Origin of the sequence: Streptomyces sp. BK340, from assembly GCF_007827595.1 — a bacterium.
Classification (GTDB): domain Bacteria; phylum Actinomycetota; class Actinomycetes; order Streptomycetales; family Streptomycetaceae; genus Streptomyces.
Genome location: NZ_VISR01000044.1, coordinates 44,146 through 60,484 on the forward strand (window position 1 = coordinate 44,146; position 16,339 = coordinate 60,484).

Consider the following 16,339-nt stretch of genomic DNA (forward strand, 5'->3'; position numbering starts at 1 on the left):
CCAGGAGCCCACATGGGGCACCGTGGCCGGTCGTGTGTGCTCAAGGCATTACAGCTGTGGCTGTGGCATCCGCTGCCAGCTGAACGGGCCGTACGCCGTGTCAGTGACGGGGTGGTTGGCGTTCGGGTCCACGGTCAGCTTCAGCCATTCCAGCGGGGTGGTGCTGCCGTGTACGACGATCCGGTGGAAGTTCGGGACGTCGTAGTACGGGTGCTCGTTCCACGCGTTGTTGTCCGGGTCGTGGGCGCACACGCTGCCGCCGGTGGCCGGGTCCGTCTCGCCGGTGCACGTCGCCGTCGGCGACAGCGGGTTGTCCGAGCGGTACAGGTGCGAGTCGCCGTTGAGCATCAGCACCGGACGGCCGAACCTGGTCGTCCTCGCCGCGACCTCGCTGATGATCGGCTCGTAGTTCGTCAGGCGGTCCTTGGTCTTGCCGTCGAGGTCCCACATGTCGGCCTGCGCCGTGATCACCACGCCCTTGGCGTGCTGGGCCCGCGCCTCGGCGAAGGCGGCATCGAGCCAGCGGACGTCGGCGGCGGTGCGGTTGTCACGCTCGTCGGTCTGCGCCTGAGTCGCGTTCGGCACCTTGTACCAAGGGTCGGAGTCGTTGTTCGAGCCGCCCGGCACATTGATGGTGACGAAGACGATGTCGTGCTGTGCCCACCTCACGTTCTCGACGTACTGTGCGTCCCCCGGGTGGCTCGGGTCGTAGGCGGTGGCCTGGGACACCACCTTCAGTGTCCCGCTGCCGAGGGTGTGACCGGGCTGCGCGAAGAAGTCCTGCCGGACCTTGGCGAGGTTGTCGAGCGGGTTGCCGCAGTGGTAGCTGACACAGTCTGCCGTGTCGGTCGACAGGCCACTCGTGCCGATGTAGTTGATCGCACCGGAGGACGAGTCGTAGAAGCCGCCGCCCTGACCAGGCGAGGCCAGACTCGACGCCTTGTGGCAGTCGGCCCATTCGTTGTCGCCCGGCGTGTACACGAGCGGCTTGCTGAAGTTCCGCCACACGGAGGCGATCGAGGCGTCGTAGGCGTCGGTGCAGAACTCCTTGCCCGAGTGGATGTCGCCCACGTGTATGGCGCCGCTGATCGTCGGGTCACTGTTGATGGTGCTGATGAATGCCGGGGTCTTCTGGAACTGCGAGATGTCCGCGGACTGCCCCGCGGGCGCGTACGCCGACTTGCCGTAGGGCGAGTCGCCGAACACGGCTAGCGTCAGTGGCGTGCCGGCCGCCGATGCCGTGGTGGTCGACATTACGGAAGAGGCAAGGCCGATGGCGACGAGCGGGACAAGCCCGTGCTTCAGCATGCGTCTCGACATGCGTCCCTCTTTCAGGTCCGGTTGAGGGGGGCGCTCCAGTGAACTGGATCCCCAGGGAGCGCGACATGACATCAACGGCGGCCTGGAGATGACGAACAGGCAAAGATTCAGCCACGCCCGCAGGCCGCATCGCTCGCTGTCTACGCAGACCTCGCTGCGCGTCTCGGCGGCCGGAGAAGGTGCAGTCAGAATGTCGTCCAGTGGTCGGGCTGGCAGGCGGCGCGGTCGTTCCCCTGCTCGTCCGGGCCGATACCACCTGCCCGACTCCGCGCAGGGCCGGGACAGCCCGCCGCAGCGATGGGAGGCGTTCGTCCCGGCCGCGGCGGGCAGCGGGGTCCGTGTCAGGAGCCTCATCCGCCAGCCGGCGGCCACAACTTCCAGACCTGGAGCGGCATGTATCCCGACGCTGGACCGGCTCAGCACAGAACTGTCCCCGCCCGCCGCGGGCCGGCAGGGGTCAGTGGGAACGCGCGTCTGAGAGCCGGCCCGGGCGCACCGGGAGCGCTTCGACGCTGTTGCCGATGAAGCTGCGCTGGCGGGGCAGTTCGGCCTCGGGGACGGCGAGGTCGAGGTCAGGGAAGCGGGTGAAGAGCCGTTCCAGGGCGATCGTGGCCTCGAGGCGGGCGAGCGGTGCGCCTACGCAGTAGTGCACGCCCTGGCCGAAGGAGAGATGCCGGGCCGCGCCGGGCCGGGTGACGTCGAAGCGGTCGGCGTCCGGGCCGTGGAAGTCCTTGTCGCGCCCGGCGGCGGTGTAGCCGGCCAGGACCGGGGTGCCCTTCGGGATCACGGTGCCGCCGAGGGCCAGGTCGCGCGTGGGGTAGCGGAAGGGGAACCAGCTGACCGGGCCGTCCCAGCGCAGCGTCTCGTCCACCACGTCCGACCAGGTGGCCTTGCCGTCCAGGACCAGCGCCAACTGGTCGCGGTGGGTGCACAGTGCCCGTACGGCATTGCTGATCAGGTTGAGGGTGGTCTCGTGGCCGGCGACCAGCATCAGGCGCATCGTGCCGATGAGTTCGGCCTCACTGAGCCGGTCGCCGCCGTCCTCGCGGGCGGCTATCAGGGCGCTGGTGAGGTCGTCGCCGGGGGAGGCCCGGCGGGCGGCAGCGATGGTGCCGAGCAGCTCGACCAGCTCGCGTACGGCGGCCATCACCTCCGCGGGGGTGGTGTCGGTGGCGATGATCACCGTGTAGGTGAGGTCGTGCAGCCGGTCGCGGTGCTCGGGGTCCACGCCGAGCAGCTCGCAGATGACGCTCATCGGGAGCGGGAGCGCGAAGTGCGTGCGCAGGTCCGCGATGCCGTCCGGGTCCTCGGCGGCGGCTCGGCCGAGGTCGTCGAGGAGTCCGGCTGTCAGCTCCTCGATGCGCGGCCGCAGGCGCTCGACCTGGCGGGCGGTGAAGGCGCTGCCGACGAGGGAGCGCAGCCGGCGGTGGTCGGCGCCGTCGGCGGTGTGCATGCCTTGGGCGTTGGCGAAGACCCGTAGCGGCCAGTCCGCGGGGATCGTGCCGTCGTTCAGGGCCGGGCAGTGGCGGGCGTCCTTGGCCACGTCGGGGTGGGCGAGGAACTCCTTGAGCGCGTCGTGCCCCAGGACGACGGCCGCGGGCACCCCGCCGGGCAGGACGATGTCCGCAACGGGCCCCCGGGCCCGCAGGTCGGCGTTCAGGGCGTGCGGGCAGCCGCCGGCGGGGTCGACGACGTGGGCGGGCACGGGAGCGGGGGTGTGGGAGGACAAGCCGGGACTCCTGACGGTATGGACGAATACCGGGCAACAGTGCGGTGTCGAAGGCCGGTTGTACAAGTCCGTTCCGCCGACGCCCCGGCCGAGGGCCTGGTCCGTCCAGCCCGCTGACTTCCGAAGCCGGGGACGGACGGCTCCAGCCTCGACCTGCCTGGGACCTTCCCACTGCGGGCGGGTCGGGTGTGCCGACTGCCGCTCAGGCCGTCCTTGACCTTGTCGTAGCGTCACGGTTTTCACTGAGGTCATGCGAATCGGCGAACTCGCCGCCCTCGCCGGCGTGCACCCGGACGACCCGCAGGCGACCCGAGCCACCGCGGAGCCGGCGGTCCGGCTGTCCGACGACGGGGCGGCGTACGTCGCTGACGACCACGCCGGCTGTCACGGACGCCTTCCTCGCGGATCCGGCACCGGCTCAGGCTGCGGCTGTCAAAGGCGCGCTCGAACTCGTGAAGCAACGACAGGCGGGAACGGCATGACCACTTCCAAGCCCCCGACGACCCGGCCCTCCTTCAACGCCCCCGCACGGGAAGTGCTCGCGAGGGTCGTACCCGGACCACTCCTGCGGATCCTGGCGCACGAGGGGCGCGTCATGGAAAGCCTGATCCGATGGGTCGCCCGCCGGCCGCACGGCGTCGACGGCGCCGACGCGGTCTTCACCCACGGCCGTGACCAGGCCCTCACGATGTACGGCTGCGCCTTCGCGTGCATCGTCGAGACCGTCGCCGTGTCCTGCCTCCTCTCCGACCGGCCCGTCATCCACTCCATCCTCCTGGTCGTGGACGTCTACACCGTCCTGTTCGTCTTCGGCATGCAGGCCGCAACCGTCACCCGACCGCACGTCCTCGCCGAGGGAACCCTGCGTGTTCGGCAGGCAGCCAACGTCGACATCCACGTCCCCATCGAACACATCGCCGCCGTCCGCCGCGAGGCGCTCTTCACCCACGAGAAGACGGACGGCCAACTGAACCTCCCCATCGCCTCGCAGACTTCCATCACCCTTGAACTGACCACACCGGTCAACGCACCGAAGTTCTTCGGCACGCCCCGCCTCGTCAACGTGATCAGGCTCCACGCGGACGACCCCGAGGCCCTCCACGACGCCGTCGTACAGGCACGAACCCGCGGTACGCCCGCGTCAGCGTGACGCGGGAAACATGCCCGCACCCTGCCCGGCGAAGTGGGGGTGCCATTGATGCGGGGAACGTTCCAGGACCCGACCGCGTCGAGACTCCTCATGCTGTTCGAGTACTCGTCCACGGCGTGCTGGGCGCCATCGGACGCGCGGCCCGCTCGTCGGCCGCCCTCGCCGGCCTCTTCGGTCTTCTGCTGCACGAAGACCGAAGAGGGCGCGAACATGTACGACCCGAACCCCAAGGAGGCCCCGGCGCCCGCGTGACGCCGCGCCTTCGGCAGTTGCCGTCCTGAGGCCGCCCGGCAGGTGTTGGCGGGGCGGCCTCGGACACGCACGGCCGTCGTGTACGTGGTGGTGTCCTGAGCGGCCCGGCCCGCGCCGCTGGGTAGGGTCGGGGCGTGGACCGCAGCAGCAGTCAGCCGGACGACGCATTCGCCGGGGAAGCGCGGGGCGAGCTGTCGCCGCGGGTGGCCCGGGCGCTGTGGTGGGGGTCGGCCTGTCTGGTGCTCGCCGTCCTCGGCACCTCGGTACTTGTCGCCGGAGCGGAGCACGGCCGGCGGCTGCCCGTGTCCATGACCCTGGTGCTCGCGCAGGCCTGTGCCCTGAGATGGCAGGTGCGCGCTCCGGTCCCCGTGCTGGCCGCGAATGCGGCGACGGGGCTCGTGGTGTGGGCGCTGCTGCCCGCGGTGACCTTGACGGGGGCGTTGCTCGCGGCGCAGGTCACCTTGTGTGTGCTGTCGGCCACCAGGCCGCGGCGGGTGTCGGCGTGGGCGCTCGCGGCTATGTGCCTGCCGGCACCGCTCGCGTTCGGGGCGGGTGGCCCCACGGGTCTGGCGGTCTATCTGCTGACGGTGGTCCTGGCGTGGACCGCGGGGCAGTGGCGCAGGGCGCATCAGGCACGGACGAGGGCGGAGATGCGCCGGGCTGTGGTTGAGGAGCGCGCGCGGATCGCGCGCGAGGTGCACGACGTCGTGGCGCACACCTTGTCGGTGATGGTCATTCAGGCGGGTGCCGCTGACGACGTGTTCACCGAACGGCCCGAGCAGGCCCGTGAGGCGCTGCGGGCCATTGAGTCGGGCGCCCGTTCGGCGCTCGGTGAACTGCGCCTGCTGCTACGTGCGTTCCAGCTCGACGCGGGGGAGGGCGGGGCCGGGGAGCGGCGGGCGCCGGGGCCGTCGCTCTCTCGTCTGGACGAGCTGGCCGACACGGTGCGTGCGACCGGGATGACCGTGCACGTGCACCGCGAGGGCGCCGTCGACGGGCTGGCGGCCGGGGTGGACCTGGCGGCGTACCGGATCGTCCAGGAGGCCCTCACCAACACGCTGCGCCACGCTGCCGGCGCCGACGAGGTGGGGGTGCGCGTGACGGTCGAGGAGGAGTGCGTGAAGGTCACGGTGGTCGACAACGGGCGTACGTCGCAGAACCGTTCGGCCGCGGCGGGAGCGGGACGCGGGCTGGTGGGGATGAAGGAACGTGCACGGCTCGTGGGTGGCAGTCTGCATGCCGGTCCGCTGCCCGGAGGCGGGTTCGAGGTGGCTGCGCACCTGCCGGTGGAGCGCACGTCATGACACTGCGGGTGGTGGTGGCCGACGACCAGACCCTGGTCCGTACCGGATTCCGAATGATCATCGACGCCCGGGACGACCTCGAGGTCGTCGGTGAGGCGTCCGACGGCCAGGAGGCGGTGCGGCTGACGCGGGAACTGGCGCCCGACGTAGTGCTGATGGACGTACGCATGCCTGTCGTGGACGGTATCGAGGCGACCCGGCGGATCGCGGAGTGCGGCAGCCCGGCCCGGGTGCTCGTGCTGACCACCTGGGACGTGGACACGCACGTCGTCGCCGCCCTGCGGGCCGGGGCGAGCGGCTTCCTGCTGAAGGACATCCGGCCCGCCGAACTCGTCGACGCGATTCGCCTCACCGCGCGCGGCGACGCGCTGCTGGCGCCGACGGTGCTGAGCCGCGTCCTCGACCGGTTCCTTCGCACCACACCCGACCCGGCACCGCCGCCCTCCCTGCAGAGCCTCTCCGGCCGCGAGCGGGAGGTGCTCACCTTGATCGGGCAGGCGCTGTCGAACGCGGAGATCGCCGAGCGGCTGCGCCTGTCGGAGGCCACCGTCAAGAACCACGTCACCGCGGTGCTGCGCAAACTCGGCCTGCGTGACCGCGTCCAGGCCGTCGTCGCCGCCTACGACCACGGCCTCGTACAACCGCGCCGCCCCTGACGGCCGCCTCCTCCTCCGCCTCCTCCTCAAGGAGGAGGCCGGGCCGCGATCCTCCTGCGTTCCCAGTGCCGGACCACACCCATGGCCGATCCGCGGCCGGGGCGGCCGGCCATAGCGTCGAGGTGTGAACGACGACCTCGCCTGCCTCATGTATCTGCTCGCCCACGACGACGCGGCCGAAGGCCCCTACGACCGTCCCCGCACTGAGCTGCTGGTCCGTGCCGCCGCCCTGGTCGACCTCGCGTTGCGCGGCCGGCTGGTCGAGGACGGCGGCACGGTCACCGTGTCCGGCACCCACCCGACCGGCGACCCCGTCCTGGACGGCGTTCTGCGCGATGCCGCCGCCGGGCACGGCTGGAAGCGCCTCGTGCGCCGCCACCGCAAGCGGACCCTGAGGGAGGTGGAGGACCGGCTCGCCGCGGCGGGACTGCTGACCGTGAAGGCACCCCGTACCCGCTACGGCACACGACGGCTCACCGTGACGGACCGCGGCGTTCCCGCCGCCGTGCACGCCCGTGTGTCCGCGACGCTGCACGGGGACGGTCCGGTGCAGGAGATCCCCGCCGCCGACGCCGCGCTGCTCGCGCTGGCTGACGCGGGCCGCGTCCTGTCGGTCGTCTCCTGGCAGGACCACAAGAGCTTCCGGGCCCGCGTGGACGCCTGCACGGGGACTCTCGCCGCCTTCGGGCCGGGCCTGGAGAAAGCTGTACGCGCGCTGCCGACCACCATGATCGCCGCGCAGGGCGGCATGGGCGGCAGCTGACCGAACGGGGAATCGATGAACACGCACCGCGCCCTGACCACCCTCGGCTGCGCCCTGACCGTCGTGCTCGCGACAGCCGGGTCCGCAGCGCCACCGACACAGCCCGCTCCGCCGGCCGCCGCCACGACGGTACGCACCCACAACGGCCTGGTGCGGGGCGTCGCCCACGACGGCTACCGCACCTTCGAGGGCATCCCCTACGCGGCACCCCCGGTCGGCAGGCTGCGCTGGGCGCCGCCCCGCCCAGCGGACTCCTGGTCCGGGGTCCGGGACGCGACCCGGCCCGCCGGCGCGTGCCCGCAGCCGCCCGGCGAGATTCCCGGCGGAAGCTCTGACGAGGACTGTCTCCACCTGAACGTCACGACGCCCGACGGCGCGGGACCGGCACGCTCCCGTCCGGTGATCGTGTGGCTGCACGGCGGCGGCTTCACCACCGGCGCGGGCAGCTCGTACGACGCCCACCGCATGGCCGTCCGCGGCGATGTCGTGGTCGTCACAGTCAACTACCGCCTCGGGGCTCTCGGCTTCCTCGCGCACAGCGGGCTGCCCGGCTCCGGCACCTTCGGCCTGGCCGACCAGCAGGCAGCGCTGCGCTGGGTCCGCGCCGAGATCGGCGCCTTCGGAGGCGACGCGCACAACGTGACGCTGGCCGGTGAGTCGGCGGGCGGCTACAGCGTCTGCGCCCAGCTCGCCGCACCCGCCGCCGCGGGACTCTTCGACCGCGCGATCATCGAGAGCGGCCCGTGCACCGGCCGCCCCGACCGTCCGTTCGCTCCGTCCTCCGTCCCCCTGTCCACGGCGCGCACCGCGGGAACCGACCTCGCGGCAAAGGTGGGCTGCGGCTCCGCCCGCGACACGATGGCCTGTCTGCGGCGCGTGGACGTATCCCGTCTCCTTGCGACCCAGGAGACCGACCAACAGCCCTCATACGCCACCCCGTTGCTGCCCAGCGACCCCGCGGCGGCGATCGCCGCCGGCCACTTCCACCGCGTCCCCGTACTCATCGGCAACAACCACGACGAGGGCAACGGCTGGGCCGCCGGGATCGTCCAGGCCGGCCATCCCGTCACTCCCGCCACCTGGCCCGACGTCGCAGCCACCTTCTTCCCCTCCCCAGGGCAGGCGAAGGCGATCGTCCGCGAGTACCCGGTGCACCGTACCGACGGCGGCCCGGTGTTCGGCGCCGTCATCGGCGACGCGAACTTCGCCTGCCCGACGGCGCGTACCGGCAGCCTGCTCGCCGCCCATGTACCCGTCCGGCGCTACGAGTTCGCCGACGAGCATGCCCCGCCGCTCACCCCGGGCACGCCGCCGTTCCCGCTCGGCGCACCGCACGCGAGCGAACTGCCCTACCTGTTCGACCTGGGCGGCCGCCCCCGCGACCTGACCGCGGCTCAGCACCGGCTGGCCGACACCATGATCGACTACTGGACCCGTTTCGCCCGCACCGCCGACCCGAACGGCCCGTCCTTGCCGCACTGGCCCCGGCAGACGGCGCTGTCCCTGGCGCCGGACCACATCATCCCCACCCGCACGGCGCAGACCCACCACTGCGCGTTCTGGAACGCCCTCCAGTGACCGTGGAGACGACCGCCGTGAGGTCCCGCCCGGATGGCGGACCTCACGGCACGGACCTGTGGGGTGAGCCGGGCTCGATGTCGACCGGCGGGGCAGAAGAACGAGCAGGACCGCGCATGGTCCGCCGGTGGGCCCTACAGGTTGTAGCCGCCCGATACTTCGATGATCTGGGCGGTGACCCAGCGGCTCTCGTCGGAGACCAGTGCCGCGATCATCGCGCCGATGTCGCCGGGTTCACCGACACGGCCGAGCGCGGTCTTCGCGGCGAGGGCCGGAACCACCTCGGGGAAACGGGTGAAGGCGTCGTCGGCGATCCGGGTGCGGGTCGACCCCGGCGACACAGCGTTGACGCGGATGCCTCGCGTACTGAATTCCTTGGCCATGTACCGGGTCAGCACGTTCAGGCCGCCCTTCATCGACGCGTAGGCCGAGTAGCCGGGCTCCAGGCCGGCCGTCGCCGCCGAGTTGCTGCTGGTGTTGACGATGGCCCCGCCGTCCGCCATCAGGGGCAGCAGCCGCTGCGTCAGGAAGTACGGGCCCTTGAGCAGGACCCGCATGAGCCTGTCGAATGTCTCCTCGGTCGTGTCCTCGATCAACGACGTCTGCGCGAAACCGGCGTTGTTGACCAGGTAGTCGAATGTGTCGCGCTGCCAGATGTCGCGCAGCACGGCGGTCACCGTGTCGCGGAACGCCCCGAAGGTGCCGCTCTCACCCACGTCCAGCGGCAGCGCGACAGCGGTGCCGCCCTCCTCCTCGATGGCGGCAGCCGTCTCCAGCCCTCCTTGCGGGTTGTTGCCGTAGGTCAGGATGACGCCGGTTCCACGCTTGGCGATCTCGATCGCGGCGCTTCGCCCGATGCCGGAGCTGGCTCCCGTGACGATGGCGACCTTCATGGTGTTCCTCCTGGGTGCAGTCATGTGTGTGTACGTGAGTGGTGGGCGGCGCTACGCGGCGGAGTCCGGGAGCAGGATTCGGGCGAGCCAGTCGGTGCGGGTCCGGCGGGCCGTGGCCGAGATGCGCGCCTGCGGGTACAGCGCGTCGAACCCGTGGAAGCCGCCCGCCCAGACGTGGAGTTCGGCCTGGCCGCCGGCCGCCCAGATGCGGCCGGCGTAGTCGGTGTCCTCGTCACGGAATACTTCGGCGGAGCCGGTGTCGACGTAGGTGGTCGGCAGGTTCGAGAGGTCGTCGGCCAACGCGGGCGAGATGTACGGGGATACCTCGTCGTCGGTGAGATCGCCGAGGACACAGCGCCATCCGAACTCGTTCATCTCGCGTGTCCAGACACCGGGTCCACCCGAGAACTGGCGGCTGGAGGCGCTGGTGTTGCGGTGGTCGAGCATGGGGCAGATCAGCATCTGCGCGGAGATCGCCGGGGTGCCGAGGTCGCGGGCGAGCAGGGTGACGCCGGCGGCGAGACCGCCACCCGCGCTGGCGCCCGCGACGACGATCCGGGCGGGATCGATGCCGAGTTCGCCGGAGTGTTCGGCGACCCAGAGCAGCCCCTGGTAACAGTCGTCGACCAGGGCAGTACCGGTGGCCTCCGGCGCGAGCCGGTACTCCACGGAGACCACGACCGCGCCGAACCGGTCGAGCCACTCCAGTGGGATGTCGATCTGCGAGAAGCGGTCGCCCATGACCATCCCGCCCCCGTGCATCCAGTAGACGCAGGGTGCCGCGGTGGTGCGATCGGTGTTCATGGCGCTGAACACCGACAAGAGGATCGGGGTACCGTCCTCGACGGGCACGGTGACCTCGCGCCGCTCGACCTGACGATGGGCGAGGAGGGACTCGACGGGCGTCGACGGAAGCCGGCGCAGTTGCGCGAGAACTTCCGGGCTGAGCTGCGGCATCAGCGGCATGTCGGCCAGCAGGTAACGCAGTTCGGGGTCCAGGCCGGGGCGTGCCGTGGTCATGTTTGCTGCCTTTCGTGCGGTGGTGCCGGAGGCCGGGCGAGTAGAGGGGCGCTCGGCGGGAGCCGAGCCGGCGGGGCCGGGACGGCACGGAGCTGGAGTGGCTGGGCGCCGGAATGCCCCGGCGCCGGATCAGAAGGCGGCCCTGCCGCAAACCGGCACGTAGTCGCTGTACACGGATTCCTTGGCGAGCAGTCCGTCGATCTGGGCCACGATGGCCTGGGCGGCTTCACCGGCGAAGATCCGGTGGTGGTCCTCCTCGCTGGTCCAGCCCTCGGTGACGTGGACGACGTCGGGGTCGGACGCGGAACGGGAGACCAGGTAGACGACGCAGTGTTCGCTCGCGCCGGGGCTGCCCTCGTTCAGGCCGGTCAGCAGCAGGTCGATCAGACGGTCGCCCATGCCGGGCCTGGCGGTCAGCGTGGCGTTGAAGCCGTATGTGGCGATCATGGAAGCCCTCTTAGTCGGTGGTGGAGTGAGGTGATTCCATTCAACCGACGTGACCTGCGAAAACGTTAGAACGATGCTCGCTCGTACTTGCACGATCCTCGCGGTCACGGGAGTCCCGGGGCAAAATGGTGCTGCACTGGACGCATGCACCTGGAAGAGCTCCGCACCCTGCTGGCCCGGCATGCCAGGCCCGACTGGACCACCGCCGTCGACGGTGTCCTCATCTCGAAGGTCGACCGGTCGGATCCGCCGACGCCCTCGATGTCCGGCACGGTGCTGGCGGTCATCGCCCAGGGCGCCAAACGGCTCGCCCTGGGTGAGCGGGTCTACGAGTACGGGCCCGGGCAGTACCTGGTCGCATCCGTCGATCTGCCCGTCACCGGTCAGTTCACCCGGGCCGACCCCGACCACCCGGCGCTCGGATTCGGTCTCGTGCTGGAACCGTCCGCCGTTGCCGAGCTGCTGCTCGAAGCCGGGCCCGCAGACATCCCCCGGGCCGGCGGGGGCGCGCCGTCAGGCATCGCTGTCAGCGACGCTTCGGCCGCGCTGCTCGACGCGGTGGTCCGGCTACTGCGCCTGCTCGACGAGCCCCGGGACCGGGCCGTGCTGGCCCCACTGGTCAAGCGCGAGATCCTGTGGCGCCTGATCACCGGCGAGCAGGGTGCGACGGTGCGTGAGCTCGGTCTGGCCGACAGCAGCCTCAGCCACATCTCCAGGGCCGTGCGCTGGATCCGCGAGCACTACGCGCAGGCCTTCCGCGTCGAGGACGTCGCGCGCCTTTCCGGCATGAGCGTCTCCGCCTTCTACCGCAACTTCCAGGCGGTGACGGCGATGAGCCCCATCCAGTTCCAGAAGCAGATCCGGTTGCAGGAGGCCCGGCTGCTGCTCGCCACCCACCCCGGCGACGTCACCGGAGTCGGCCAGCGCGTCGGCTACGACAACCCGTCACAGTTCAGCCGTGAATACCGCCGCCAGTTCGGCGCGCCCCCCAGTCAGGACGCCGCCCGCCTGCGTCGCACCGTGCGCGCGCCAGCGGGTACCCCGGCAGGTGTGCTTCCCTGAGCCGGTTGGACCGCGGTGGAGAATCTGGCATGCGGTAGCGAGGATCGCCCTACGATGTCCGCAGGTCACAGACCTTGGTGGGGGCGCCGGCGACGCGACGCTCGCCGTCGTTGCGCTCCTGCCGGAACCGGTAGCACGTGATGCCGGATGGGTCAGAAGGGCTTGGTCGGCAGGTACTTGCCGTCCAGGGTGATGACGGCGCGCTCGCCACCTTCGGGGTCGGCGACCTTCTTCACGTCGAGCTTGAAGTTGATCGCGGAGATGATGCCGTCCCCGAACTGCTCGTGGACCAGTGCCTTCAGGGTGGTGCCGTAGACCTGGAGCATCTCGTAGAAGCGGTAGATGGTCGGGTCGGTGGGGATGCCGCCGGAGATCGAACCGCGGGTGGGGATCGTCTGGAGCAGCATGGCCGCGTTCTGGTCCAGTTCCAGCAGCTCGGCGACGGCCTTCGCGGACGCTTCGGGCAGGGCGTGCTGGCCCAGGACGGCGGCGGTGGTGAAGGCGACCGACAGCCCTGAGACGTCGGCGATCTGCTGCCAGGAGAGGTTCTTGCGGGTCTTGGCCTCAACCGCGGCGGCGGCGAGTGCCTGGCGGGCGGTGGGGTCGAACTGGGCGTGCATCATGAGAGGGGATCCTTTTCTGGGGGGTCGGTTCGCGCGGGAAGGCGTACCGGCGGGTTGTCGGGAGTGGTGGTCCCGTGGGTCGGGCTGCGTACGGGACCGTGTCAACGGCTCGGGGGAGGGGAGGGAGCGGGCCGGGCCCTCGTCAGGAAGCGAGGGCGGCACCCGTGCCGGCGGCGTCGAGCCGTTCGACGCGCCCGGTGCCGATGTCGAAGACCCAGCCGTGCAGTGTCACCCTGTCCTCCGCGAGCGCCCGGGCGACAGAGGGGTGGGTGGCCAGGTTCGCCAGCTGGGCATGCACGTTCTGGCGCACCAGGGCCGCTGTCTTCTGTGGGCCCGCCGCCATGCCGGCGGTGCGGCCCATGGCGGCGTCCGCGTGCCGCAGCCATTCGGCGACGACGGGAGCGCTGCTGAGGTCGTGGCCCTCGGCCAGGGCAGTCATCGCGCCGCAGGCGGAGTGCCCGCAGACGACGATGTCGCTCACGGCGAGCACGGCGACGGCGTACTCGATGCTCGCCGTGACCCCGTTGGCGCCGGGGCTGTAGGCGGGGACGAGGTTGCCGGCAGTGCGGATGACGAACAGCTCGCCCGGCTCGCCCTGGGTGATCAGCTCCGGTACGACACGGGCGTCCGAGCAGCCGATGAACAGCGTGTGCGGCGTGTGATGCGCGGCCAGGTGGGCGAAGAGGTCCGCCTTGGCCGGGAAGACGTCCTGCTGGAAACGCGCGACGCCGTCGGCGAGGTCGGGCATGGGGTCACTCCCTTCGGTGGCTGCCAGCCTCCCTGGGCCGGCGATATCCACCATGCATGACCTGCGGCTATAGAGTCCAAGCGCTGATATCCATCACTGTTATTGGCCTCACCTATAGTTGACTTTATGGCCACCCTGGAATTGCGTCACCTGCGCTACCTGCTCGCCGTGGCCGAACGGGGCAACTTCACCCGCGCCGCCGAAGAGCTGCACATCTCCCAGCCCACGCTGTCCCAGCAGATCAAACAGCTCGAACGTGCCCTCGACGTGCAGCTGCTGGATCGCACCGGCCGCACGGTGCGCCTCACGGACGCGGGTGCCGTCTACGTCGACCACGCCCAGCGCGCACTCCGCGACCTGGCCGCAGCCGAACGCGCCATCCACGACGTCCAGGACCTCTCCCGCGGTCACCTGCGCCTGGGCGTCACCCCCACCTTCACCGCCTATCTCGTCGGCCCGCTCATCGCGGAGCTCCACACTCACCACCCCCGCATCGGTCTGACCATGACGGAGACGACCCAGGACGGGATCGAAGCGGCCCTGCTCGCCGACGACCTCGACCTCGGCATCGCCTTCACCGGTCCCCATCTGCCCGGCATCACCGCGACACCGCTGTTCACCGAAACCCTCAGCCTGGTAGCCGCCACCCAGCACAACCGGACACCGCCTGAACCGCTAGGCGTTCGCGCCTTGCAGGAGAGGGAACTCGCCCTGCTCAGCGGTGACTTCGCCACTCGCGGCCACATCGACGCCTACCTCGCCGAGCATCGGGTCGCCCCCCGTATCGCAGTCGAGGCCAACTCCATCCAGGCCCTCACCGAAATCGTCCAGCGCACCACGTTGGCCACGGTTCTCCCGGACGCCATCACCCACGACCATCCCCACCTCACCCCCATCCCGCTCGACCCGCCCCTGCCCACCCGCTCCGTGGCCCTGCTGTCACGTGAAGGCGCCTACCGCAGCGCCGCCGGCCGCGCCTTCGCTCAACTCACCCACAGCCTCGTCCGCGCTCGTGGGTACGCCCCGCCTTCCTGACTGGGCCATCTCCGCCGAGGCGGGATCCGCGCAGTCATCCCTCGGCCTCCGAGCAGGTTCGCCACCGCCTGCGGCGAAGCCGTACCGGCGGTCGCCCACCAGTTTTCGACGCCGCGGCATACAAGCATCGGGACTCGGCAGGGAGATGCATCAACAGGCTCAAGCGATGCGGCCGCAGCCGGACCGTGATCCAGATCAGCCGCTACCTGCTCATTCCCGTTCGGATGCTCCCCAGGGGCCTTGTCTCCCACGGCCGTTGGCGGCTGTAGGCCGAGGTTGCCGGTGATCGATAACGAGACACCCAACGAGAGGAAGTGTGTCCGGGTGGGATCCTGCAATCGATCAAGATCCTTCCCTGCGCTGTGCAAGTGCCGCACCAGAGGGGTCGCCAGTAGGGGGCGAGTGGTCGAGACACTGAACCCCAGTCACCCACAGAGACGCACCCAGCAGCCCGATTGTGACACCCGATGCGCCGACGCCGACCTTCCCGAACTGCAGCGTTTAGCGACAACCATCGAGACATGGTGGCCAGAGATCCTCGCGTTCCTGCACACCGGGATCACCAACGCCGGCTCCGAAGGCACCAACCGGGTCATCAAGACCATCGCCCGCGACGCCTACGGCTTCCGCAACCCCGGCAACCAGCGCTTACGCACCCGCTGCGCGACCACCCGTCGAGCCCGTGGACTCCTTGATGCCCGCTAAATTCGTTGAGCCCGCACCCTGCAATCGTGTTGGCTAGCGGCACCGAACTGTCAGGACCGCAGCTGTCCGCTTGGCTGTAGCAGGGAGTTAAACGTGCAGGACATTGTTGTCGACCCCGCTGTCCACAATCGGGCAGCCTGGGACAAGTACGTCCAAGAGGGCAACGAGTGGTCGACGCCGGTGAGTGCTGAGGATGTCGAGCGCGCCCGCATGGGCGACTGGTCGATTGTTCTCATCGGGCGTGAGCCAGTCGACCGCTCCTGGCTGCCGACGGACCTGACCGGCAAGGACGTGTTGTGCCTGGCCTCCGGCGGTGGCCAGCAGGGTCCGATCCTCGCCGCCGCAGGGGCGCGGGTCACCGTATTCGACAACTCACCACGCCAGCTCGGCCAGGACCAGATGGTGGCGGCGCGGGACGGACTCGAGCTGCGCACCGTCCTAGGTGACATGCGCGACCTCAGCGCCTTCGGCGACGCAACATTCGACGTCGTATTCCATCCGGTCTCCAACGTATTCGTACCAGACTTGGCACCGGTGTGGCGTGAGTGCTTCCGCGTTCTGCGACCGGGCGGAACTCTGCTCGTGGGCTTCCTCAACCCTGATGTGTACTTGTTCGACCACGAGGCGCTCGACGAGCGCGGCGAGCTGATCGTCGTGCACAAGCTGCCCTACAGCGATGTCACGCAGTACTCCGCCGAGGAACGCGCCACGAAGTTCGGCGCGGATGCCCCTCTTGAACACAGCCACACCCTCACCGACCAGATCGGCGGGCAACTCGCCGCGGGGTTCGTCCTCACCGGCTTCACGGAAGCGCCGCACCAATCCAACGCAACCGCTCAATACATGTCGAACTACTTTGCGACGCTGGCGGTCAAGCCGGGCTGACCCAGCCGTGGGGCCGGCCGAGACGGCCGTGTCTCCGAATGGCCAAGTGGAGTGCTGTGCCAGCCCGACCCCCACTACTGACCTTCAAAGCGTGGTGTCGGCAGGGCTGACGGTTCATGATCCCTGCGGTACGCCGGTGGCATGAGGTATGCGCAAGGGGGCGGACTGA

17 protein-coding genes are annotated in these 16,339 nt (G+C 70.3%); 10 read left to right on the forward strand and 7 right to left on the reverse strand.

The window, feature by feature from the left end; translation table 11 throughout:
• Positions 1–48: 48 nt before the first annotated feature.
• Positions 49–1,320: a hypothetical protein gene (locus FB157_RS44435; RefSeq protein WP_145887146.1), complete on the reverse strand. Its 1,272-nt coding sequence runs from the start codon at positions 1,318–1,320 to the stop codon at positions 49–51.
• A gap of 457 nt (positions 1,321–1,777) precedes the next feature.
• Positions 1,778–3,049 (reverse strand): cytochrome P450, encoded by a 1,272-nt coding sequence (locus FB157_RS44440; protein ID WP_145887148.1) that lies wholly within the window; start codon positions 3,047–3,049, stop codon positions 1,778–1,780.
• A gap of 478 nt (positions 3,050–3,527) precedes the next feature.
• On the opposite strand from FB157_RS44440, the gene FB157_RS44445 reads away from it, so the two are divergent.
• The 6 genes from FB157_RS44445 (at position 3,528) to FB157_RS44470 (ending at position 8,752) form a co-directional block, all read left to right on the forward strand.
• Positions 3,528–4,199 carry a hypothetical protein gene (locus FB157_RS44445; RefSeq protein ID WP_261386968.1) on the forward strand — a complete coding sequence of 224 codons (672 nt, stop codon included), beginning with the start codon at positions 3,528–3,530 and terminating at the stop codon, positions 4,197–4,199.
• A gap of 48 nt (positions 4,200–4,247) precedes the next feature.
• Positions 4,248–4,451, forward strand: coding sequence for a hypothetical protein (locus FB157_RS44450; RefSeq protein ID WP_145887150.1), 204 nt, complete (start codon positions 4,248–4,250; stop codon positions 4,449–4,451).
• Positions 4,452–4,585: 134 nt separating this feature from the next.
• Entirely contained in the window at positions 4,586–5,755 is a 1,170-nt protein-coding gene (locus tag FB157_RS44455) for a sensor histidine kinase (protein WP_186581957.1), read from the forward strand.
• On the forward strand, positions 5,752–6,411 hold the full coding sequence (locus FB157_RS44460; protein ID WP_145887152.1) for a response regulator transcription factor: 660 nt from the start codon (positions 5,752–5,754) through the stop codon (positions 6,409–6,411). Before FB157_RS44455 ends, FB157_RS44460 begins: the two co-directional genes overlap by 4 nt.
• Before the next feature lie 124 nt (positions 6,412–6,535).
• Positions 6,536–7,174 carry a GPP34 family phosphoprotein gene (locus FB157_RS44465; RefSeq protein ID WP_145887154.1) on the forward strand — a complete coding sequence of 213 codons (639 nt, stop codon included), beginning with the start codon at positions 6,536–6,538 and terminating at the stop codon, positions 7,172–7,174.
• Between the two features lie 15 nt (positions 7,175–7,189).
• Positions 7,190–8,752 (forward strand): carboxylesterase/lipase family protein, encoded by a 1,563-nt coding sequence (locus FB157_RS44470; RefSeq protein WP_145887156.1) that lies wholly within the window; start codon positions 7,190–7,192, stop codon positions 8,750–8,752.
• A gap of 134 nt (positions 8,753–8,886) precedes the next feature.
• On the opposite strand, the gene FB157_RS44475 is transcribed toward FB157_RS44470, so the two are convergent.
• From FB157_RS44475 to FB157_RS44485, 3 genes are all read right to left on the reverse strand, one after another.
• On the reverse strand, positions 8,887–9,645 hold the full coding sequence (locus tag FB157_RS44475) for an SDR family NAD(P)-dependent oxidoreductase (RefSeq protein WP_145887158.1): 759 nt from the start codon (positions 9,643–9,645) through the stop codon (positions 8,887–8,889).
• A gap of 51 nt (positions 9,646–9,696) precedes the next feature.
• Positions 9,697–10,665, reverse strand: coding sequence for an alpha/beta hydrolase (locus FB157_RS44480; RefSeq protein ID WP_145887160.1), 969 nt, complete (start codon positions 10,663–10,665; stop codon positions 9,697–9,699).
• 129 nt (positions 10,666–10,794) lie between these two features.
• Positions 10,795–11,112, reverse strand: a complete 318-nt coding sequence (locus tag FB157_RS44485; protein ID WP_145887162.1) for a putative quinol monooxygenase — start codon at positions 11,110–11,112, stop codon at positions 10,795–10,797.
• 144 nt (positions 11,113–11,256) lie between these two features.
• Here FB157_RS44485 and FB157_RS44490 point away from each other — a divergent pair, with 144 nt between their 5' ends.
• The gene (locus tag FB157_RS44490) at positions 11,257–12,174 is read left to right on the forward strand and encodes an AraC family transcriptional regulator (protein ID WP_145887164.1); all 918 of its coding nucleotides are present in this window, start codon (positions 11,257–11,259) and stop codon (positions 12,172–12,174) included.
• Between the two features lie 152 nt (positions 12,175–12,326).
• Here the strand turns inward: FB157_RS44490 and cynS are convergent, their stop codons facing one another.
• Together cynS and FB157_RS44500 are read right to left on the reverse strand one after the other, a co-directional pair.
• Positions 12,327–12,797, reverse strand: a complete 471-nt coding sequence (gene cynS, locus FB157_RS44495; RefSeq protein ID WP_145887166.1) for a cyanase — start codon at positions 12,795–12,797, stop codon at positions 12,327–12,329.
• Between the two features lie 142 nt (positions 12,798–12,939).
• Positions 12,940–13,545 (reverse strand): carbonic anhydrase, encoded by a 606-nt coding sequence (locus tag FB157_RS44500; RefSeq protein WP_145887168.1) that lies wholly within the window; start codon positions 13,543–13,545, stop codon positions 12,940–12,942.
• A gap of 126 nt (positions 13,546–13,671) precedes the next feature.
• Between FB157_RS44500 and cynR the strand changes: the two genes are divergently transcribed.
• The 3 genes from cynR to FB157_RS44515 all read left to right on the forward strand — a co-directional run bounded on the left by cynR (position 13,672) and on the right by FB157_RS44515 (position 16,170).
• Positions 13,672–14,580 (forward strand): transcriptional regulator CynR, encoded by a 909-nt coding sequence (cynR, locus tag FB157_RS44505; RefSeq protein ID WP_145887171.1) that lies wholly within the window; start codon positions 13,672–13,674, stop codon positions 14,578–14,580.
• A gap of 402 nt (positions 14,581–14,982) precedes the next feature.
• A complete protein-coding gene (locus tag FB157_RS44510; protein ID WP_222441033.1) occupies positions 14,983–15,285 on the forward strand; it encodes a transposase in 303 nt (100 codons plus the stop codon).
• A gap of 93 nt (positions 15,286–15,378) precedes the next feature.
• A complete protein-coding gene (locus tag FB157_RS44515; RefSeq protein ID WP_145887173.1) occupies positions 15,379–16,170 on the forward strand; it encodes a class I SAM-dependent methyltransferase in 792 nt (263 codons plus the stop codon).
• Positions 16,171–16,339 lie beyond the last annotated feature (169 nt).

Excerpts from the sequence above, each read along its gene's own strand:
- FB157_RS44460 (WP_145887152.1), top strand. The coding sequence starts at position 5,752 with ATGACACTGCGGGTGGTGGTGGCCGACGACCAGACCCTGGTCCGTACC.
- FB157_RS44450 (WP_145887150.1), top strand. The coding sequence starts at position 4,248 with ATGCGGGGAACGTTCCAGGACCCGACCGCGTCGAGACTCCTCATGCTG.
- FB157_RS44475 (WP_145887158.1), bottom strand. The coding sequence starts at position 9,645 with ATGAAGGTCGCCATCGTCACGGGAGCCAGCTCCGGCATCGGGCGAAGC.
- cynS (WP_145887166.1), bottom strand. The coding sequence starts at position 12,797 with ATGATGCACGCCCAGTTCGACCCCACCGCCCGCCAGGCACTCGCCGCC.
- FB157_RS44490 (WP_145887164.1), top strand. The coding sequence starts at position 11,257 with ATGCACCTGGAAGAGCTCCGCACCCTGCTGGCCCGGCATGCCAGGCCC.
- FB157_RS44470 (WP_145887156.1), top strand. The coding sequence starts at position 7,190 with ATGAACACGCACCGCGCCCTGACCACCCTCGGCTGCGCCCTGACCGTC.
- FB157_RS44480 (WP_145887160.1), bottom strand. The coding sequence starts at position 10,665 with ATGACCACGGCACGCCCCGGCCTGGACCCCGAACTGCGTTACCTGCTG.
- FB157_RS44485 (WP_145887162.1), bottom strand. The coding sequence starts at position 11,112 with ATGATCGCCACATACGGCTTCAACGCCACGCTGACCGCCAGGCCCGGC.
- FB157_RS44445 (WP_261386968.1), top strand. The coding sequence starts at position 3,528 with ATGACCACTTCCAAGCCCCCGACGACCCGGCCCTCCTTCAACGCCCCC.
- FB157_RS44500 (WP_145887168.1), bottom strand. The coding sequence starts at position 13,545 with ATGCCCGACCTCGCCGACGGCGTCGCGCGTTTCCAGCAGGACGTCTTC.
- FB157_RS44435 (WP_145887146.1), bottom strand. The coding sequence starts at position 1,320 with ATGTCGAGACGCATGCTGAAGCACGGGCTTGTCCCGCTCGTCGCCATC.
- cynR (WP_145887171.1), top strand. The coding sequence starts at position 13,672 with ATGGCCACCCTGGAATTGCGTCACCTGCGCTACCTGCTCGCCGTGGCC.